Here is a 20,198-nt window from a genome sequence, read left to right on the forward strand (position 1 = left end):
ACGGGTCTGCCCGATAACGAGTTTGGCATGGCGCCGAACCCAGCGAGGGCGGGCCCCGCAAAGAGGCCCGCCCGCATGTATTCATGACGCCCGAACTAGTCGGGCTGGATGACGAAACCGAGGCGGGCCAGGGCCTCGCCGGCGAAGGGCCCCTTGAGGCGCAGGGACGAGAATTCCCGCCGCTCCGGGTATTGCTTGCGCTGCTCATCGAAGCTGCCGGCCTGGTGGAGGCGATTGCGAAAACGGGCATCGTCCCGGCGCACGTCATAGATGAGGTGAACCAGCTGCTTGATCAATGCCTGATCCGTCGCCACCCCGGGCGTCAATTCACGCACCTCGGGGACGGGCAGCAAGGCTTGCAGATCCTGGCGCGGCACGCGCCCCAGCTGCTGGCAGAGCGCCTGATAGAGCATCCAGGTGCCGCGGGCCTTGCCCTCCAGGCTGTAACCCGCGATATGCGGGGTCGCGATCTCGGTATGGGGCACCAAGGCGGCGAGCGGATGGGGCTCCCCTTCCCACACGTCCATCACCAGCCGCAGCGGCTTGTCGCTTTGCTGGCGGGCGAGCAGGGCCTGGTTGTCCCACACCTCGCCACGGGCGGCGTTGATGAGGAACTTGCCCGCAGGCAGGGTCGCGATCTCCCTCTCCCCCAGCAGGTGGAAGGTGGCGTCCGGGCCGCTGTGGGTGATGGGCACGTGGAAGCTGACGATGTCGGCCCCCAGGGCCGTCTGATAGTCGACGAAATGGGCCGCCTCGTCCGCACTGGCTGCGCGAGCACGGGGAGGATCGCAGCGCAGCACTCGCATGCCAAGCGCCTCGGCCTTGCCCGCCACGCACTCGCCGGTGTTGCCGGCGCCGATGACGGCGAGGCTCATCCCGCTCAAATTCAGCTCATAGCGCTCCGCCAGCACCAGCAGGGCGGAGATCACATAGTCCCCCACCGAGTACTTGTTGCAGCCGGGAGCGCTGAAGAAGGGAATGCCCCAGGCGGCCAGCAGGGCGCTGTCCACGTGATCCCGACCTATGGTGGCGGTGCCGACGAAGCCGAGTCTGGGGCAATTGGCGAGCAAGGCGGCATCCACCCGGGTCACGGAGCGCACCAGCAGCACGTCCGCATCCTGCAGATCCGCCGCCGAGATCTGTCGTCCGGGCAGGGGGATCACCTCGCCAAACTCCGCAAACAGCTCCCTTGCATGGGGCATATTTTCATCAACAACGATTTTCATCAGTTTCTCTTATGAGCGCGATGGCCCACGACCGGCCACAGAGGCGCCATTCTAGCGCAAAGCGCCCCGAGTTTCAGAGGCTTATTCAGGCTCGCCCGCCACCGTGACCCCTTCTCCATCCACCGCCTGGCTCATCCCCAGACTCCAGGCCCGCATCCACTTTCGGGCGCGCAACCTGCGCCACGCAATTGTAACCGCATGTTGTTGGTCGCCCCTGACGCCTTGACCTCGGGGGTCTGGCTGGCACAATGACGCCTCTTTTCCGGTGGCTGCCAAGCCGCCCCCCATATGAGCCCGATGATGCCGACATCTTCCTCTTCGCTACCGCGCAACCAGGTATTGATTTTCAGCGCAGCCCTGATCCTGCCACTGACGCTGCTGGCCTGCCTGCCCTGGCATCCCTTCCTGAGCGATGCCCTGCAGTCCGCCTGGCTCTGGTGGCCCTATGCCCTCTCTCGCATGGTGGACGTCCCCGGCCTCGCCATCAGCATCCTGGGGCTGGTGCTGCTGACCCGACACAAGCTGACGCTAAGCCTGCCCGCCCTCTTGGCCCTGTGCGCCGCCCTGTTCGCCGTATTGGCGGGAGACTGGCTCATCAAGAGCCTCATCAAACAGCTCACCGAGGAGCCACGCCCTTATCTGCTCTGGCTGGCGGGTCAGCACCTCATCCCCGACATCCACCAGTTCTACGAGGGCAGCAGCGCCCTTCGCACCGAACAGGTCCACGCCGCCAGCCAGTTGCTGGCGCTACCAGCCTGGCTCGGCAACCACTGGCAGGGAGGGGTGAACTACGCCTTCCCCTCAGGTCACAGCATCGCCGCCATCAGCCTCGCCCAGTTCTTCGGTCTGATCTGGCTGGCGCGGGCTCCGGCCGGCGCCTGGTTGCTGCCCCTCTGGGCGGTGGCCATCGGCCTGTCGCGCACCCTGATCGGCATGCACTGGCCGCTGGATGTGCTGGCCAGCGCCCTGCTCGGCAGCCTCACCGCCCTGCTGGGGGCCCGCTGGTGGCTGCATCGCTACTGACAAGCGAACTGAACGCCGCGCACCAATGAGAACGGGCACCCCAGGGTGCCCGTTTTTTTATCCGCTGTGCGGGCTATCAGCCCTTGTTCTGCCAGCCTTCCGGGTATTTGTAACCCTTGAAGCGCTGCTCCGCATAGGTCTTGAACGCCGGGGAGTTGTAGGCGTCGATCACGTCCTTGGCAAACGGCTTGCCCGCATCGGCGCTCTTCACCACCACCCAGTTGATGAAGTCGTAGCTGCGTTCGAGGAAGAGCCCCTCGCTGAACGGAATGCCACTGGAGGCGGCGAAGTTGCCGTTGATGACGGAGAAATCCACGTCTTCCCGGGAGCGGGGCAGCTGCGCCGCCTCCAGCAACACCAGCTTGATCTCGTGGGGATTCTTCACCACGTCGAACTCGCTCGCCTTGAGGGGATTGATGCCCTCCTTCAAGGTCAGCCAACCGAGATCCTGCAGCATCAGCAGGGCCCGCGCCTGGTTGGTGGGGTCATTCGGGATGGCCACCGTGCTGCCCTCGCCCACCTCGGCGAGCTTGCCCTTCTTGCCGGAATAGAGCCCCATGGGGCCGGTCGGCACCTGGGTGATGGGGCTAAGCGACAGACCCCTGTCCTTGGCAAAGCTCTCCAGATAGGGCTTGTGCTGGAAGCAGTTCACATCGAGCGAACCGTCCGCCAGGGCGATGTTGGGGGTCACGTAGTCGGTGAACTCCACCAGTTTCACCTTGTAGCCCTTGGCCTCCAGCTGCGGCTTGATGGAGTCAATCACCATGTCGGCAAAATCCCCCACCGTGGTGCCGATGACGATATCCTGTTTGGCGGGATCCGCGGCCAGGGCGGCGAAGGGCAGGCTGCCGGCCAGCAGGGCCAGGGCGGAAAGGGTGAAAAAGGTACGACGCTGCATGGGGACTCCCTGTCAAAATAATCATCGAAACGGTGGTGGGTTGCGGTTTTTGCCACGCAAGCAGACTCGCCACAACCATCTAGCCATCCAAATGGCTAATTGAGGCCACCATAGCAGAGCTTTTCCCCTTCGCCAAGCAACAAAACCGGATGAGCTTGCCCAGATGATGGGGAAGCCTGCCCCCCTTGCCCTGGGGCATGAGCCAGGAAAATACTTGATAAGACACTCAGCCGTGCGCTTTTTCTTCTCCACTTGTGATTCAAGTGCTCCTATTGTGTGGATGTGATGCTGAAGTGGCACCATAACGTGAGAGCACCCTGATTTTTGTGATAGTCCAATGACAGGAGGTCGTGTGAAAGAAAAGGAGAAAATTGCATTATTCATTGACGCCGACAATGCACCTGCAAGCAAAATAGGTAAGGTGTTGTCAGAGCTAGCCCTTTATGGTGTAGTCAATATTCGAAAAGCATATGGGAACTGGAAAAATCCAAGCCTTAAACCTTGGGAAGATGCCCTGCATGAATTTGCTATACAACCGATACAACAATTTGATTTAGCGAAGGGGAAGAATGCCACGGATATGGCATTGGTAATTGACGCCATGGATGTGCTTTATACCAAAGATGTCGATGTTATTTGCTTGGTCTCATCAGACTGTGACTTCACCCCTCTAGTCACACGTTGCTTGGCGGATGGCAAGTTTGTCATTGGATTCGGTGAGCGTAAGGCTTCCACACCATTCGTTAACAGCTGCTCTCGTTTTCTATATTTGGATGCTGATATTCATGAAGTCCTTGAAGATCAACCCATTACCAAACAAACTAAAAATATTAAAAGTGATACTCGTCTCATCAATTTACTAAGACAAGCGATTGAAGCAGTTGAGGAAGGTGGTGGGTGGGCGAGACTAAGCCCTATCGGAAGTCATATATCCAATCATGCATCTTTTGATCAGCGTAATTATGGATTCAAGAAGCTAAGTGACCTTTTTATGGCAATTGACTTATTTGAGATGAAAAAGACAGACAACTCTGTGCTGTGGGTTAGAGATAAAAAACGGGCAACACTTCCGAATAAGTCTAAGTAAAGTTATCAATAAAGTAGTGCCCCGCACTCATGGAGTGCGGGGCCTGAAAACTGCACGGCGGCTCGCCTGAGGCGGTTACTCGACCGCCTTGCTGGCATTCTCCATGGCCTGCTTCTCGGCGGCGCCGAGGAGGGCGGTCTGGCGATTCTGCTCCGCCAGGTAACAGGCATCCTTGCTGATCCCCTGGGCCTGGCAATCCGCCATGCGCTGGGCGGGGCTGGAACAACCGGCCATCATGGTGGCAACGGACAACAGCAGTATTATTTTCTTCATGGTGATACCTATGGTTAATGAAATCTCGTCAAAGCCATGAAATGCAGTGGTTACCGCTAATGGATTGAAAGTCAGCCCTGTATTTGATGATCAGTAACGGCTCGGAGGCGGCCGTTATTGAGGGGTCCACCGGCCAGATGGCCGGCCAAGATACCGGCGTGAACAAGCCGGCCCTGTCTGCATGGCGCGCATCCTAACGCCGCCCGGGGTCCGCGTCTGCGCCGGATGTGTTTCAAGATGTACGAGGCAACGGAGTGCATGGTGACAATGCCTCCCATCCGCTATTTACCAAGGAGACAATATGTTGCAGCGCAACCACACCGGCCTGCTGGTGGTCGATATTCAGGGCAAGCTGGCACGGCTGGTGGATGAGAGCGATCGGCTCATCGCCAACACGGCCCGGCTGGTGCAGGGGGCCCAGGCACTGGGGTTGCCTGTGGTCTGGCTGGAGCAGAACCCGGACAAACTCGGCGCCACCGTGCCCGAGCTGCAACCACTGCAAGCCGGCAGCCCTGTGCTCCCCAAGTTCAGCTTCGGCGCCCTGGGGGAGCCCCAGGTGGCGGCGGCGCTGGCCGAAACCGGCGTCCACCACTGGCTGGTGTGCGGCATCGAGGCCCATATCTGCGTCTACCAGAGCGTGCTGAGACTGCTCGGCAGCGGCGCCCGGGTGTCGCTGGTGACCGATGCAGTCTCATCCCGAGACCCTGCCAACCGGGCGCTCGCCATCGGCCAGCTGGCGGCGCGGGGCGCGTCCCTCACCTCGGTGGAGATGTGCCTCTACGAGCTGGTGGGGGACTGCCGCCACCCGGCGTTTCGCGAGATCCTGGCCCTGGTGAAATGACGGCCACTCAGCACTTATTAATCTTCGAATAAAAAGTTTGATGGCCCCCACAGATCCTGATGATGCTGCTTTTATGCACAGCACCTCTCCATCTATCTTCATTCGGCGCCCATTTTTGAGCGCCAAATGGCAGCGATGACACCCGATCCCCGACGGCCTCCTTGCTGGACGCGGGCTACCGCATCCGGGCTCCCTGCCGCCGACCATCACAACAGCACAGGGATCAGCATGAAGACAGTGAAAGGACTCCTCCTGTTCGCCGCCATGGGGCTGGCCGCCGAGGCTCAGGCCGCCCGCATCGAAGCGACAGACTATCGCCTGAACTACGAGGGGCGCATCCAGCGTGACTGGGCCAACCAGGACGTGCGGCTCAACTGGCCGGCGACCCGGCTCTCGTTTCGCTTCGAGGGACGGGAGCTCGCCATCGCCATGGACGGCCAGCAGAGCCAGTTCGATCTGCTGATAGACGGCCAGTTGCAGGGCGTCATCAAGACGGGGCTGGGCATGCACACCTATCCCCTGCTGAGCCTGCCCGCCCCCCGCGCCATGCAGGTCGAGCTCGTCAAGCGTACCGAAACCTATGACGCCATGCTGACCCTGGATGCCCTCATCACGGACGGCACGGTGAGCGGCCAGTGGCAGCAGAAGCCCCACCTGCTGTTTGTGGGCGATTCCATCAGCGCCGGCATGGGGAGCGAGTCGAACAAACGCGACTGCAGCTGGGAGGAGAACCTCAACAGCTCCAACGCCAGGCTCGCCTTCCCCGCCAAGACGGCGGCTCTGCTCGGCGCCACCCATAGCCAGGTCTCCTACTCCGGACTCGGGCTCCTGCGCAACTGGGATGGCAATCAGCCCCACCACGCCCTGCCCCACTACCTGGACAAGGCGGGCGCCGTCTATCGGGGCGGCACGGATTTCGAGAGCCAGCACCCGGCGCTCATCGTCGTCGAAGTCGGCACCAATGACTTCAGCTCGGAGCTGCAGCCCCATGAGCCCTGGTCCGATCAGGAGGCCTTCCAGCAGTCCTGGATAGATGGCTATGTCGAGTTGCTGCGGGATCTGCGCCAGCGCTACGACAGCCCTCCCATCATCCTCATGGGCCAATATCTCTGGCCCCATGACAGGCTGAACCAGACCCTGGCCCGGCTTCAACAACAGCTCGCCCTGCTGGGGGAGCCCCCTGTGCTCATCGAGCAGATGCGATCCGAGAACTCAGGCTGCCTCTGGCACCCCACCGCCGCCGAGCACCAGGGCATAGCCGCCAGCCTGGCGGGGCTGATCCGCAGCCAGGGCTTGCTGCCCCGCTAGGGACGCCGCCGTCGTGATCATAAAAAAACGGCGCCATAGGGCGCCGTTTTTGTCGCTTCAATGCCTGCTCACACAGTCCGTCCCCCGCTTCAGCCCAGCGCCAACCGCTCCTGCAGGTAGTCATAACCCCCCATGCCGTCTGGCACGAAACTCAGTCTGTGGGTGAGGCCGGGGGGAGCGTCCTCGACATGGTGGGAGACGAAGAGCAACTGGGTCCCCTCACCGATGAGGCGCCCCACCATGGCACGCACCAGGTGGCGGTTGAGGGGATCCAGCCCCTGCAGCGGCTCGTCCAGAATGAGCAGGGGCGGATGCTTGACCAGGGCCCGGGCGATGAGCACCAGCCGCTGCTGGCCGAAGGAGAGGCTGTGAAACGGCAGCCCCCCCTGCTCCTTTAGCCCCAGCAAAGCCAGCCACTGGTTGGCCAGGGCCAACTGCCGATCCCCGGGCCGGGCATAGAGGCCGATGGAGTCGTAAAAGCCCGACAGGATCACCGTCTGTACAGAGCCGCTGACGCGATAGTCCAGATGCAGGGCCGGGCTCACCAGCCCGATGTGGCGCTTGATCTCCCAGATGCTCTCGCCGCTGCCCCGCTGCCTGCCGAACAGCCGGAGATCGTTGCTGTAGCCCTGGGGGTGATCCCCGGTGATGAGGGAGAGCAGGGTCGACTTGCCGGCGCCGTTGGGCCCGACCAGCTGCCAGTGCTGCCCCGGTGCTATGGTCCAGTCGAGCCCGTCGATCACCACCTGCTCCCCATAGGCGATCCTCAAGCCGCGCATCTGCACCCGGGGGCCGGGAGGCAGTGGCTCAGGGGGGGTGAGCGGCGGTGGCAGTTCGGGCGGGATGGCCTCGGATCGCGCCAGCTGGGCCACTTCCGGGCTCGCCAGCACCCGCTCCCGCCTGCCCGACAGCAGCAGGCTGAGCTCCCCGAGCAACCCCAGATGAGTGGCGAAGGGGGGGATCTCGTCGAAGCGGTTGACGATCACCACCAGTCGCTGCCCCTGTGAGACCAGCTCGGCCAGCAGTGCCATCAGCTCGCGGCGCGAGCCCTGATCCAGCCCGTCGAACGGCTCGTCCAGCACCAGCAGTTCGGGGCTGGCCAGCAGGGCCCTGGCCAGCAACAGCTTGCGCCCCTCCCCGCTCGAGAGATAGCGGTAGGGGCGATCCCAGAGCGCTTCTATGCCAAAGCGCGCCAACAAAGCCCGGGCGGCCCCCTCTTCTCCCCCCTCCTCCAGCATCAGGCTGGCGACGCTATAACCTGCCTCCTCCTCTTCCCCCAGCATGTCGGTGTTGCGCCGCTGGAAATCCCGCTCGCCGAGCTGTTGCTGCGACTCGAACGACAGCCGCACAGCCTTTAGTGCACCGGACACCTGGCCGGCACGCACGCCGAGCTCCCCGCACAGGGCCGAGGCCAGCGCAGTCTTGCCGCTGCCGTTGCTGCCGACAAAGGCCCAGCACTCCCCCGGGGAGAGGGTCAGGTCGGGAAGGAAGAGGGTTTGGTCATTGCGAAGGGCCAGCCTGGCCGAGTGCCACTGCAATAGGGTCATGAGTCCATCCTGTTGATCCGTTTGTGGTTACCTTAACAGGGATCGCGACGGGTCACAGCCATGGAGCGCACCGGAGAGATCTCCCCGGCGTGTTAAAAATAGAGGGATCTATAGACAAAAAGATCACTAAGGTTGGATGCGAATAGCTCTCAATAAAACATGATCCCTGTCTCGTTTATACCCCCATATGGGACGAATTGAGATTTATATGAAGCCTTTCACAACTCTGAATTGAGCGCCTTTTGAATCGCTATTTCTCATGTATAGATGCCAACGCACCTCGGACGGTGCGCCCTTAAGATGGAGTTTATCAATGAGAAAAACGACGATAGCGTTGGCAATCACGGGGCTGCTCTCTGCCCTGCCCATTGCCTCGGCACAGGCCAATGAGCACTGCCTGCCCCTCGGCGGCAACGAAGCCGGACTCGACACCGGCCGCAGCAGCACTGAGCGCTGCCTGCCCGGCATCAACCCCCTGCAAGATCAACAGTGGCACCTGCTCAACAGCGGTCAGAACGCGTTCAGCGCCCGGGGCGGCGTGGCGGGCAATGACCTCAACCTCTGGTGGGCCCACCGCACCGCCGTGCTGGGCCAGGGGATCAACGTGGCCGTGGTGGACGACGGTCTGGCCATCGCCCACCCGGATCTGGTGGACAACATTCGCCCCGGTTCCAAGAACGTGGTGACCGGCGGCAGCGATCCCACGCCCACCACGGCGAACACAGCCCACGGCACCTCGGTGGCGGGCATCATAGCCGCGGTGGACAACGCCATCGGCAGCCGGGGTGTGGCACCGGCGGCCCAATTGCAGGGCTTCAACCTGCTCGATCCCGCCAGCCAGCAGTTGCAGCGGGACTGGCTCTACGCCCTCGGCGACAGCCAGGCCAGCGGCGACAACCGGGTATTCAACCAGAGCTACGGCATGAGCCTGATCGCTCCCCGTGGCAGCGATGACCTCAATCGCCGTCAACTCGACACCCTGATGGAGCAGATGACCCAGAAGGCCGAGGGAGCCGCCTACATCAAGGCGGCGGGCAACGGCTTCAACCGGATTTCCTCCGGCAACTATGTGTTCAATCGCAGCGGCAACAACCCCGCCCTGCCGTTTGAAAACAGCAACCTGGACCCCTCCAACAGCAACTTCTGGAACCTGGTGGTGAGCGCCAGCAACGCCGATGGCGTACGTTCCTCCTACTCCAGCGTCGGCAGCAACGTCTTCCTGAGCGCGCCGGGCGGGGAATACGGCACCGACTCCCCCGCCATGGTGACCACGGATCTGCCCGGCTGCGACATGGGTTACAACCGGGTGGATCGCCAGACCACCAACAGCTTGCACAACAACCCGCAGCTGGATGCCAGCTGTGACTACAACGGCACCATGAACGGCACCTCCTCGGCCACCCCCAACACCGCCGGTGCCGTGGCCCTGCTGATGTCCGCCTACCCGGATCTGTCGGTGCGGGACCTGCGGGATCTGCTGGCCAGAAACGCCACCCGCATCGAGCCTGCCCAGGCGCCCGTACGGGTCAGCTACACCAGCGCCAGCGGCCAGCTGCGCCAGGTCACCGGGCTGGAAGGCTGGGAGCGCAACGCCGCCGGTCTCTGGTTCAGCCCGACCTATGGCTTTGGCCTGATAGACGTGAACAAGGCCCTGGCCAGCGCCGCCACCCATGCCCCTCTGCCGGCCCTGATCCAGGCCCCCTGGCAGAAGGTGACGGTGCGTGGCGCCGCCGCGGCCATCCCGGATGTGGGCAGCGCCCCGACTACCTCGAATATCCAGGTGGATCAGGCGCTCACCGTGGAGGCGGTACAGGTAAAAGTCAGCCTGGATCACCAGCGTCTGCCCGATCTGCTGATCGAGCTCGTCTCTCCGTCCGGCACCCGCAGCGTGCTGCTCAACCCCTACAACAGCCTGGTTGGCCAGTCCCTCGAGCGTCAGCAGAGCGGTACTGTGCGCACAACGGGAATGCGCGACATGCGCCTGCTCTCCCACAAATTCTATGGGGAGGCCGCGGCGGGTGAGTGGCGGCTGGAGGTGACCGACGTGGCCAATGGCACTCGCCAGGTCTCGCTGCTCGATCGCCGCACCAATGTGCGCAGCACCCTGACCGAGCGCAACAACAGCCAACCTGGCCAGCTCATCGACTGGTCACTGCGGGTCCTCGGCCACGAGCCGGCCCGTACCTAACAGCACAGGAGTCATAGCATGAAACAGATTCTCTTTGGCCTCACCCTGGCAGGCCTGCTGACCGCCCTGCCAGCTCTGGCGGACGAGTCCGTCACCATAGATGGCAAGCAGTATCGCGCCATCGAGGTGAACGGTCAGACCTACTTCACCCCGGACAACGGCAGCAAGAAACGGGTGGCCCGCAGCCTGGATGGCAAGGCCGCCCAGCCGGGGCTGCGCAGCGGCGACGTCCTCTTGCAAGGGGCGGCCAGCCCCGAGCTCGTGGTCAGCGGCACCCTGCTGGTGGTAGCTGAGGATACGCAAGCGAAGTCCCTGGCCAGCCGCCACGGGCTCAGCTTCAAGCAGAGCAGCGGTGGCATCGCCCTGCTGACCGCCAAGCCGGGCGCCGATCTGAACGCCATCGCCAGCCAGCTCAGGCAGGAAGGGGTCGAGGTACAGATCGAGCTGGGCGGCCCCGAGCAGCAGCCGAAATAAGCGCGCTCTCGCACCGGAATACGCCAAAACAACAAGGGGGCCCATGGCCCCCTTTTTATCCTTTCCCCCATGTCTGTTTTATCGACAACATTTTCCCATCGAACGCGCACACTGACGGGGCGCGAGGAGAGCCTGTCTCGATGCGGCTTTGGGTGTGAAACGATATGGTGCTGCAAACTTCTGCCAGCGCGGCCTGGCTCTCATGCCCCGCTCAGGGTCGCCCGCTCACGCAAGGGGATACCCTTGCCTCAATGCCAGCAGGCGTGTCGTAATAGCCGGGCTCGCCAATGAAACCCCTGCCCCCGCATGATGCCCTGCGCCCTGACAAAGGAGAGGTGATGGCGGTTTTCCACCCCTTCCACGATGACGTTGTCGTGACCCCAGGTGCTCGACGCCTGCTCGATGAAGGCCGGGTCGGCCCTGCCAAAGCATTGCCAAAAACACTGCTTCGCTATCTTGATCCCATCGAAGCATTCACGCAGTTCAGCCGGGAGGGCATGAATGGCCTGATTGACATCCATAATCCAGAACCGGATCCCCAGTGCCCTGAGGGGTTCCATGGCCTGCATCACCTGGGTGGGCAACCCGTTCAATACCTGGGCCATCTCGAATCCGATATCGATCTTGAACTGATACAGGAAGGGGAGGAAATCCATCCATGAGATGCGGCCACCGAACAAGGCCGGATCCACGTTGAGAAAGAGGCTCTGATAGAGTGCCCCGTCGTACTGGCTAATCTTCTGGAAAAACTCCAGCTGGCGAGTCAGCAACAGAGCCTGAGTGGCTTGTTGATACTCTTTGGGATCTGTCTTGTCAGGAAAAGGGCGGTTCCCAAGCAATGACAGGACTTCGAATGACAATATCTCGCCCGCATCCAGCTCGACGATGGGCTCCAGGGTGTGTCTGAGCCGATCGCCCGCTGATTCATCTGTGCTCTCTATCATGGCTCCCCTCCACAAGAAACCCGGAACGGTAGGGATAGAAGATGTAACCGGCTCTGGCTACCGTGACCAGACAACGGCAATCGGGATCCGCTCTTCGCAATAGTTTACGGATATTGGACAGGGCCACGGAGACGGTGTTTTCACATACCACCCGGCCATTCCAGACGGTATTGAGAAGCTCATCCTTGGATACCAGATAACCGCTGTTATTGACTAGATACCTCAATACACGGGTTTCTCGGGAACCCATTCTGATCACCTGGGATTGCTGCGTTCCGGCGAAATTACAAAAAGTGAAGGTCCCCTGATTTAAATCGACGATGATGTCTCTGTCCTTATTGATCAAATATTCCACTGCTGCGCTTTTTTTTATCACTTCCAATTCCAGCATGACCGGCCTCCGTGTTAACCAGTAACTGACGTTCGACACACGCTCTGTGCTCCGTCATTACCAGCCCAATGACCTGACTCAGGCTGAACTAGGGGTATTCTCACAGAATTAATACGTGCATTGATGATAATAAAATAATATCTCTCGATTGGATTAATTTAAGATTAAAAACAAATAGTTAACTAACATTCTTCATTCACAGAGACCCATGAGAGACAGAGTAATAATCTTACATTCAACGCATCACAGAATAAAATACTAAAATTATTATGTTTGTTAGCAAGTGTAGCTGAGTAAATGCTCGCGATAGACAACTTATCCTTTCCCGAACAGAGCAAATTAAATGTTTAAAAACTCAGCATCAGATTGGAAAGCCATCGCACAGGAATGGAACATCCGCACGATGATGGATGGGATCATGAAGAGAGGCCGCCTCGACATAAACAGGCCGCATAACCCGCAGGAGAGCCTATCTATCAAGCTGGTTGAGAGTGATTAATAGCCCACCCAGCCATGAGAGAACAAAAAGCAGTCAATCTCGTGAGGGGAATGAAATAGCCATGGCGGAGGAGAGTCAGGAAGCATAATAAAACACCGCACTCAGCCACAAATAATCCGTCAACCTGTTGGCATGGAACGGGCTCTACCCGCCTCTCTGTGGGAACAATATCGAGAGGTAGTCCTCTCACCGAACCGGGATCAATAAAAAGGCGCCCATTGATTGGGCGCCTTTTCATTCTCGAAGCGTCGTGAGCGCGCTTAGCCCGCCTTGTGCTGCTCGGCCAGATAGAGCCAGGTGTCGACGACCGTATCCGGGTTGAGGGATACAGAGTCGATGCCCTGTTCGACCAGCCAGGCGGCGAAGTCCGGGTGATCGGAGGGGCCCTGACCGCAGATCCCCACATACTTGCCGGCCTTGCGGGCGGCCTGAATGGCCATGGCCAGCAGCGCCTTGACCGCCTCGTTGCGCTCATCGAACAGGTGGGCGATGAGGCCGGAGTCCCGGTCCAGACCCAGGGTCAACTGGGTCATGTCGTTGGAACCGATGGAGAAGCCGTCGAAGTGCTCGAGGAACTTGTCCGCCAACAGGGCGTTGGAGGGCAGCTCGCACATCATGATGACTTTCAGACCCCGCTCGCCACGGCGCAGGCCGTTCTCCGCCAGGATCTCCACCACCTGCTCCGCCTCACCCACGGTGCGCACGAAGGGGATCATCACCTCAACGTTGGTCAGCCCCATGACATCCCGTACCCGCTTCATCGCCTCGCACTCCAGGGCGAAGCAGGGGCGGAAGCTGTCGGCGATGTAGCGGGAGGCGCCGCGGAAGCCGATCATGGGGTTCTCCTCATGAGGCTCGTAACCACGGCCCCCCACCAGGTTCGCGTACTCGTTGGACTTGAAGTCCGACATCCGCACTATGACCCGCTCCGGCCAGAAGGCGGCCGCCAGGGTGGCGATGCCTTCGGTCAGCTTGGCGACGTAGAATTCGCGGGGGCTCTCGTAGCCCGCGATCATCTTGGTGATGGTGGCCTGGAGCTCTGGTGTCTGCTTGTCAAACTCCAGCAGCGCCTTGGGGTGCACCCCTATCATGCGGTTGATGATGAACTCGAGGCGAGCCAGCCCCACACCGGCGTTCGGCAGCTGGGCGAAGTCGAAGGCCCTGTCCGGGTTGCCGACGTTCATCATGATCTTGATGGGCAGGCGCGGCATGTTGCCCACCTCGGTCACCGCCACGTCGAAGTCGAGCTCACCGTCGTAGATGAAGCCGGTGTCCCCTTCGGCGCAGGAGACGGTGATGAGGCGGCCATCCTCGATATGGTCGGTGGCATTGCCGCAACCCACCACGGCCGGGATCCCCAGCTCCCGGGCGATGATGGCGGCGTGACAGGTTCGGCCGCCACGGTTGGTGACGATGGCGGAGGCCCGCTTCATGATGGGTTCCCAATCCGGATCCGTCATGTCGGTGACCAGCACGTCGCCGGGCTGCACCTCGTCCATCTGGCTGATGGAGGAGATGACCCGCGCCGGGCCCGAGCCTATCTTGTGACCGATGGCGCGCCCCTCGATCAGCACCTTGCCGGATTGTTTGAGGGCGAAGCGTTCCAGGGTGTTCGCCTCCTGGCGGCTGCGCACCGTCTCGGGACGAGCCTGGACGATATAGAGCTGGCCGTCCTGACCATCCTTGGCCCACTCGATGTCCATCGGGCGGCCGTAGTGTTGCTCGATGATGAGGGCCTGCTTGGCGAGCGCCATCACCTCTTCATCCGTGATGCAGAAGCGGTTGCGCTCGGCCTCGCTCGTGTCGACGATCTTTACCTGACGGCCGTGGCCGGCGTCGTCGGAGTAGGTCATCTTGATGAGTTTGGAGCCCAGCGTCTTGCGCACCACGGCGGGGCGGCCGGCCTTGAGGGTCGGCTTGTGCACATAGAATTCGTCCGGGTTGACGGCTCCCTGCACCACCATCTCACCCAGGCCCTGGCTGCCGGTAATGAAGACCACGTCGTTGAAGCCGGATTCGGTATCCAGGGTGAACATGACGCCAGAGGCGGCGAGATCCGAGCGCACCATGCGCTGCACCCCGGCCGAGAGCGCCACGCCCTTGTGATCGTACCCCTGATGCACCCGGTAGGAGATGGCGCGATCGTTGAACAGGGAGGCAAACACATGCTTGATGGCGGTCATGACGGCATCGATGCCGCGCACGTTGAGGAAGGTCTCCTGCTGGCCGGCGAAGGAGGCATCCGGCATGTCCTCGGCGGTGGCGGAGGAGCGCACCGCGAAGGAAGCCTCGAGCCCGGCGCTCAGCTTGGTGTAGGCATCGCGCACGGCCTGCTCCAGCGCCGGCTGGAAGGGGGCTTCCACCACCCAGTCGCGGATCTGCTGACCGGCCTTGTTGAGGGCGGCGATGTCATCCACGTCCAGGCTGTCGAGCAGGTCGTGGATCTTGCCGTTGAGACCGCTTAACTCCAGAAACTCGTTGAACGCAAAGGCGGTGGTTGCAAAACCGCCGGGCACGGACACGCCGGCACCGGAGAGGTTGCTGATCATCTCGCCAAGGGATGCATTCTTGCCGCCAACGCGCTCTACATCCTGCATTCCGAGCTGTTCGTACCAGAGTACGTACTGTTGCATTTGCATGTCTCCAGGTTGGTGGGCCAGGGTGCCGAGCACCTGCTGTGCCAAATCATGTGTTTTTGTATGTGTATGTTGCCAACGACCGTGAAAACGTTTTCTATTTATGGTCAAAAAAATCCCCACGCAAGATTTGGGGATGGCCGTTTGACACAGACATTCTACAATGGCGACACAAAAAGGTAACGACTCAGGTTTGCAAGCGAGTTCACAACTTGGAAACGGCAGACCTGTTGACAAAAGGGGGATGGTTTCGAGAGATACTGAATCGTTATCCCCTGCCCTCGCACTTCACAGGAGTACCCAGTGCACACCGTATTCTATGTATCCGACGGTACCGCCATCACGGCCGAGGTGTTCGGCCATGCCGTGCTGAGCCAGTTCCCCCTGGTGTTCGAACAGGTCACCATTCCCTTCGTGGAGACCCTGGAGAAGGCCCGCCAGGTGCGGATGCGCATCGACGAGCAGTTTCGCCAGACCGGGGTGCGTCCCATCCTGTTTCACACCATAGTCGACCACCAGGTGCGGGACGAGGTGCTCAAGGCCCAGGCCAGCAGCCACGACTTTCTCAACACCTTCGTGAGCCCGCTCGAGCAGGAACTCGGGATCAAGGCCGAGCCCAGGCTCCATCGCACCCACGGCATGGAGAACCGCAAGCTCTACGACGATCGCATCGAGGCGGTGAACTTCGCCCTCACCAACGACGACGGCATCACCACCAAGGAGTATGACGAGGCGGACATCATCCTCATCGGCGTCTCCCGCTGCGGCAAGACCCCGACCAGCCTCTATCTGGCGCTGCAGTTTGGCATCCGCGCCGCCAACTACCCCTTCATCGAGCAGGACATGGGATCCCTCGATCTGCCCACTCCCCTCAAGGCAAATCGCCACAAGCTGTTCGGCCTCACCATTGCACCCCAGCGGCTGCACGAGATCCGCAACCAGCGCCGGGCCAACAGCCGCTATTCATCCCTTGAGCAGTGCGAGCAGGAGCTGGCTAGCGTGGAGCGGCTGTTTCGCCAGGAGGCGATCCGCTTCCTCGACACCAGTTCCCACTCGGTGGAGGAGATCAGCGCCAAGATCCTGGAGGCGACCGGATTGCGCCGCCAGCTCTGCTGATCGGCAGATATTTGTCAGCATGAGACGCCATAAAAAGACGACATGGCAATATAAATGAACAGCAGAAAGGGGCGAAAATGACGCCGGCGTGAGGCGCCGGCGACATCTTGCTCAGGAGAGAGGGGGGGAACCTGGCTTGTTGAGCTCCTTGTTGTTCATCAACCAGCCATGCAGGGTCAGCAATCCCGTCCCCTTGCGTACCCGCTCGCTTAGCCAACAGGCGGGGAGCAACCCCGCTCCGGCGGCCAGCGCCAGCACCATGGCGATGTGGGCGACCAGATAATCCGCTCCCTGCCAGCCCCACACCATGAGGCAGGCCGCCACCATGGTCAGCAACATGGGGGAGAGCCAGATCCCGAGCCAGAGTGCGGCGACGACGAGCCCGCCGACAAATTTTTCTACCATATGAGTCCCTTTCAAATAAAAAACCAATTGCTCACGAAACATATTTGCAGTCAACCGCCAAGCAACCGATCGATCACAAAGCCATCAACCACTCCCCAAACCCCTTTCCAGATCATAAAAAACCTGCATAAAGCCGGAAATTGCAGCCGAAGCTAAGGAAAATAGGTGCATGAGCGGGCGTTTATCATTATTCTGCTCGGGTTGATAGCCACCACAAAAAACCGAAGGTGGCCATCCGTAACGAAATAAATACGGTTTTTGTCCTGTTTTCGGCACGGCGTGCTGATCCGGTTCACAGGATGCGAGCCATCTGGCGAGACGAAGACCGAGTGACCTCAGCGACCTAAGGAAGGAAGAATGGATCTTCAACAAGACGGCGAAGAGCTGAAGCGCGGCCTGAAAAACCGCCATATCCAGCTCATCGCACTGGGCGGTGCCATCGGTACCGGCCTGTTTCTCGGCATCGCCGACACCATCAAGATGGCGGGCCCCGCCGTGCTGCTCGGCTACGCCATCGGCGGCTTCATCGCCTTCCTCATCATGCGCCAGCTCGGCGAGATGGTGGTGGAAGAGCCGGTCGCCGGCTCCTTCAGCCACTTCGCCTACAAGTACTGGGGTGACTTCGCCGGTTTCGCCTCCGGCTGGAACTACTGGGTGCTCTATGTGCTGGTGAGCATGGCGGAGCTGACCGCGGTCGGCATCTATGTCCAGTACTGGTGGCCCGAGATCCCGACCTGGATGTCGGCGGCCTTCTTCTTCGTGCTGATCAACGCCATCAACCTCTCCAACGTCAAGGCGTTTGGCGAGATGGAGTTCTGGTTCGCCATCATCAAGGTGGTCGCCATCCTCGGCATGATAGGCTTCGGCGGCTATCTGCTGTTCTCCGGCACCGGCGGCCCCGAGGCCACCGTCAGCAACCTGTGGGCCCAGGGCGGCTTCTTCCCGAACGGCGTCGGCGGTCTGGTGATGGCCATGGCCTTCATCATGTTCTCCTTCGGCGGCCTGGAGCTGGTCGGCATCACGGCGGCGGAAGCGGACAACCCGGAGAAGAGCATCCCCAAGGCCACCAATCAGGTGATCTACCGCATCCTCATCTTCTACATCGGCGCCCTGACCGTGCTGCTCTCCCTCTACCCCTGGGGCAAGGTGGTCGAAGGCGGCAGCCCCTTCGTGATGATCTTCCACGCTCTGGACAGCAACTTGGTGGCCAACGTGCTGAACCTGGTGGTACTGACCGCCGCGCTGTCTGTGTACAACAGCTGCGTCTACTGCAACAGCCGCATGCTGTTTGGCTTGGCCAAGCAGGGCAACGGCCCCAAGGCACTGCTCAAGACCAACAAGAGCGGCGTGCCATTGACCGCCATCACCATCTCGGCCGCCGCCACCCTGCTGTGCGTGTTGATCAACTACCTGATCCCGGGCAAGGCCTTCGGCCTGCTGATGTCCCTGGTGGTCTCCGCCCTGGTCATCAACTGGGCCATGATCAGCCTCGCGCACTTGAAGTTCCGCAAGGTCAAGGCCGCCGAAGGCGTCACCACCAAGTTCAAGGCACTGTGGAGCCCGTTTGGCAACTATCTCTGCCTCGCCTTCATGGTCGCCATCCTGGTGATCATGTACATGAACGATGGCACCCGCATCTCGGTCGAGCTGATCCCGGCCTGGGTACTGGTGCTCGGCATCGGCTACCTGCTCAAGCAGAAGAGCCAGCGCCGGGTTGCCACCGACCTCGGTTGAGCAACCGCCTCTTCACATCACAATGCCGGTCGATGACCGGCATTTTTTATTCCTGCTCCTGCTACACCTCTGCACCGACCAGTGCCCCTCCGCCAGCTTATTCCCCCACCCCCTCTGCATGCCTGCAATCGATGTCGGCGCTGCTTCTGCGCTGGCACCCTGTCCCTGGTACGGCCAACGATAAAACGCCCATAAACAGAAGCCCGAGGGGGTGAGCCTCGGGCTTGTTGGTGTGCACTGGGTTCAAGAGGCCTGCCGCCTCTGACCCTTACTCCAGCAGGAAGACGGCTTCCACGTTGTCCGTGATGCTGATCTGCTGCTGTTGGTAGCTGTTCTCCACCATGTCGGCGGCAGGCGCGGCGGCCGCCTTCATGGCCCGGCTGTACACAGGTACCGGTGAGCTATTGCGATACTCGACGCTGTAGACCTTGCCCAGCTTCATGCCAAAGGCTTTTGCCAGAGACTCCGCCTTGCTGGTGGCATCGGCCACGGCGCCTAGACGGGCCTGCTCCTTGATGGTCTGCGGGGACTTGAGACCGTATTCAATCTGGGAGACGGACTCCAGCCCTGCCTTGAGAGCGGTGTCCATCAGCTGGCTCAGCTTGTCGAGCTGATAGAGCTTGACCGAGAGCTGACGCTGGGCACGATAACCCACCATCTCGGGCTGCTTGTTCTGGGGATATTGATACTCAGGGGAGATCACCAGATTGCCGGCCTCCACGTCGCTACGCTTGATGCCGAGGCTCTCCAGCTGGCCGAAGAAGGCCGCCACCTTGGTATCCACCTGCTGCTTTGCCTTGATGCCCTGTTTCTCCAGCGCGGTCACGGCGACATTGAGGGTCAGCATGTCGGGCTCGGCCTTCTGCTCGGCATAACCGCTGACCACCAGATGAGGCGCCTGGGGCACTTCAATGGCAAACAGGGGGGCACTGACAACCAGAGCAGACAGGGTAAGAAGGGGACGCCACATAGAAAAAAACCTCCATCGAATAGATGGAGGCCATTATGCCCATAGCCGAATGAGATTCAAATATCGTGCAAGGGGGGGATATGGTCCAATACCTGGTTGGTCATGTCGATATTGATGCTGATCTCCCCATCCAGGGTGCTCGCCGGGCTCCTGTTCATGGCCACGGAAGCCGGTGCACCGAGCAAGTCATCCTCTTCGAAGTGGAAGGAGTCCCACGACAGAACATGACCCTGGGGAGGGGACATGGGTTCGGAGGCCGTCACCACCGCCAGCGAATTCCAGTCGAGTTCATCCCCATGGCCGAGCAAGCCGTGCAGGGCGTTGTCACTCAGGCTCGAGAGTGCATACTCCTGTTGTCCCCACTCATGGCCAACCAGCACCATCATATGAGGCATGGACGCACTCTCCGCCGGGCTGAAACTGATGCTGGATGCGGCGAAGTCCACATTGAGGGAACCCGCCACCTCGCCATCTTCCGTTTCCAGCTCCAGGCCATTGAGCTTGTCACCCGTCATCGATGCCTGATAGCCAAAGCGGCCGGTGCAGACGATATTGTCCTGCCCATCCCAGCTATAGCGAATGCCATCGATGTCGACCCAATTGAATGACTGCATGGTGACTCTCTCCCGATATTGCCG

The 20,198-nt window shown here is 60.8% G+C and carries 18 protein-coding genes; 8 read left to right on the forward strand and 10 right to left on the reverse strand.

Annotation, left to right across the window (positions count from 1 at the left end; translation table 11 throughout):
- Nucleotides 1–95 precede the first annotated feature (95 nt).
- Nucleotides 96–1,226 carry a 4-phosphoerythronate dehydrogenase gene (locus tag ACT5M9_RS03480; protein WP_457977906.1) on the reverse strand — a complete coding sequence of 377 codons (1,131 nt, stop codon included), beginning with the start codon at nt 1,224–1,226 and terminating at the stop codon, nt 96–98.
- A 300-nt stretch (nt 1,227–1,526) separates the two neighbouring features.
- Here ACT5M9_RS03480 and ACT5M9_RS03485 point away from each other — a divergent pair, with 300 nt between their 5' ends.
- Nucleotides 1,527–2,249 carry a phosphatase PAP2 family protein gene (locus tag ACT5M9_RS03485; protein ID WP_457977904.1) on the forward strand — a complete coding sequence of 241 codons (723 nt, stop codon included), beginning with the start codon at nt 1,527–1,529 and terminating at the stop codon, nt 2,247–2,249.
- 76 nt (nt 2,250–2,325) lie between these two features.
- Here the strand turns inward: ACT5M9_RS03485 and ACT5M9_RS03490 are convergent, their stop codons facing one another.
- The gene (locus ACT5M9_RS03490; protein WP_457977903.1) at nt 2,326–3,147 is read right to left on the reverse strand and encodes a MetQ/NlpA family ABC transporter substrate-binding protein; all 822 of its coding nucleotides are present in this window, start codon (nt 3,145–3,147) and stop codon (nt 2,326–2,328) included.
- 352 nt (nt 3,148–3,499) lie between these two features.
- Here ACT5M9_RS03490 and ACT5M9_RS03495 point away from each other — a divergent pair, with 352 nt between their 5' ends.
- On the forward strand, nt 3,500–4,234 hold the full coding sequence (locus ACT5M9_RS03495) for an NYN domain-containing protein (protein WP_457977901.1): 735 nt from the start codon (nt 3,500–3,502) through the stop codon (nt 4,232–4,234).
- Between the two features lie 75 nt (nt 4,235–4,309).
- Here ACT5M9_RS03495 and ACT5M9_RS03500 read toward each other — a convergent pair whose 3' ends face one another.
- A complete protein-coding gene (locus tag ACT5M9_RS03500) occupies nt 4,310–4,507 on the reverse strand; it encodes a hypothetical protein (RefSeq protein WP_457977899.1) in 198 nt (65 codons plus the stop codon).
- A 301-nt stretch (nt 4,508–4,808) separates the two neighbouring features.
- On the opposite strand from ACT5M9_RS03500, the gene ACT5M9_RS03505 reads away from it, so the two are divergent.
- A complete protein-coding gene (locus tag ACT5M9_RS03505) occupies nt 4,809–5,348 on the forward strand; it encodes a hydrolase (RefSeq protein WP_457977897.1) in 540 nt (179 codons plus the stop codon).
- A gap of 228 nt (nt 5,349–5,576) precedes the next feature.
- Nucleotides 5,577–6,656 (forward strand): SGNH/GDSL hydrolase family protein, encoded by a 1,080-nt coding sequence (locus ACT5M9_RS03510; RefSeq protein WP_457977895.1) that lies wholly within the window; start codon nt 5,577–5,579, stop codon nt 6,654–6,656.
- A gap of 89 nt (nt 6,657–6,745) precedes the next feature.
- On the opposite strand, the gene modF is transcribed toward ACT5M9_RS03510, so the two are convergent.
- Nucleotides 6,746–8,203 carry a molybdate ABC transporter ATP-binding protein ModF gene (modF, locus tag ACT5M9_RS03515; protein ID WP_457977893.1) on the reverse strand — a complete coding sequence of 486 codons (1,458 nt, stop codon included), beginning with the start codon at nt 8,201–8,203 and terminating at the stop codon, nt 6,746–6,748.
- Between the two features lie 313 nt (nt 8,204–8,516).
- On the opposite strand from modF, the gene asp reads away from it, so the two are divergent.
- A complete protein-coding gene (gene asp / locus ACT5M9_RS03520) occupies nt 8,517–10,391 on the forward strand; it encodes a serine protease Asp (RefSeq protein ID WP_457977891.1) in 1,875 nt (624 codons plus the stop codon).
- Between the two features lie 18 nt (nt 10,392–10,409).
- Nucleotides 10,410–10,865 (forward strand): serine protease chaperone, encoded by a 456-nt coding sequence (locus ACT5M9_RS03525; protein WP_457977889.1) that lies wholly within the window; start codon nt 10,410–10,412, stop codon nt 10,863–10,865.
- A gap of 248 nt (nt 10,866–11,113) precedes the next feature.
- Here the strand turns inward: ACT5M9_RS03525 and ACT5M9_RS03530 are convergent, their stop codons facing one another.
- The 3 genes from ACT5M9_RS03530 to ppsA all read right to left on the reverse strand — a co-directional run bounded on the left by ACT5M9_RS03530 (nt 11,114) and on the right by ppsA (nt 15,332).
- Nucleotides 11,114–11,809 carry an EAL domain-containing protein gene (locus tag ACT5M9_RS03530; protein ID WP_457977887.1) on the reverse strand — a complete coding sequence of 232 codons (696 nt, stop codon included), beginning with the start codon at nt 11,807–11,809 and terminating at the stop codon, nt 11,114–11,116.
- Nucleotides 11,790–12,200 (reverse strand): winged helix-turn-helix domain-containing protein, encoded by a 411-nt coding sequence (locus ACT5M9_RS03535; protein ID WP_457977885.1) that lies wholly within the window; start codon nt 12,198–12,200, stop codon nt 11,790–11,792. The genes ACT5M9_RS03530 and ACT5M9_RS03535 overlap by 20 nt, the downstream gene beginning before the upstream one ends.
- Nucleotides 12,201–12,959: 759 nt before the next feature.
- Nucleotides 12,960–15,332 carry a phosphoenolpyruvate synthase gene (gene ppsA, locus ACT5M9_RS03540; protein ID WP_457977884.1) on the reverse strand — a complete coding sequence of 791 codons (2,373 nt, stop codon included), beginning with the start codon at nt 15,330–15,332 and terminating at the stop codon, nt 12,960–12,962.
- A 306-nt stretch (nt 15,333–15,638) separates the two neighbouring features.
- On the opposite strand from ppsA, the gene ppsR reads away from it, so the two are divergent.
- Entirely contained in the window at nt 15,639–16,451 is an 813-nt protein-coding gene (gene ppsR / locus ACT5M9_RS03545; RefSeq protein ID WP_438548571.1) for a phosphoenolpyruvate synthetase regulatory kinase/phosphorylase PpsR, read from the forward strand.
- A 111-nt stretch (nt 16,452–16,562) separates the two neighbouring features.
- Here ppsR and ACT5M9_RS03550 read toward each other — a convergent pair whose 3' ends face one another.
- Nucleotides 16,563–16,856, reverse strand: coding sequence for a hypothetical protein (locus tag ACT5M9_RS03550; protein ID WP_457977883.1), 294 nt, complete (start codon nt 16,854–16,856; stop codon nt 16,563–16,565).
- A 357-nt stretch (nt 16,857–17,213) separates the two neighbouring features.
- Between ACT5M9_RS03550 and ACT5M9_RS03555 the strand changes: the two genes are divergently transcribed.
- A complete protein-coding gene (locus ACT5M9_RS03555; protein WP_457977881.1) occupies nt 17,214–18,590 on the forward strand; it encodes an amino acid permease in 1,377 nt (458 codons plus the stop codon).
- A 268-nt stretch (nt 18,591–18,858) separates the two neighbouring features.
- On the opposite strand, the gene ACT5M9_RS03560 is transcribed toward ACT5M9_RS03555, so the two are convergent.
- Together ACT5M9_RS03560 and ACT5M9_RS03565 are read right to left on the reverse strand one after the other, a co-directional pair.
- Nucleotides 18,859–19,560 carry an SIMPL domain-containing protein gene (locus ACT5M9_RS03560; RefSeq protein WP_457977879.1) on the reverse strand — a complete coding sequence of 234 codons (702 nt, stop codon included), beginning with the start codon at nt 19,558–19,560 and terminating at the stop codon, nt 18,859–18,861.
- Between the two features lie 56 nt (nt 19,561–19,616).
- A complete protein-coding gene (locus tag ACT5M9_RS03565) occupies nt 19,617–20,174 on the reverse strand; it encodes a hypothetical protein (RefSeq protein ID WP_457977878.1) in 558 nt (185 codons plus the stop codon).
- Between the last annotated feature and the right edge of the window lie 24 nt (nt 20,175–20,198).

The sequence above is a fragment of the Aeromonas sp. AE23HZ002T15 genome (assembly GCF_054165525.2).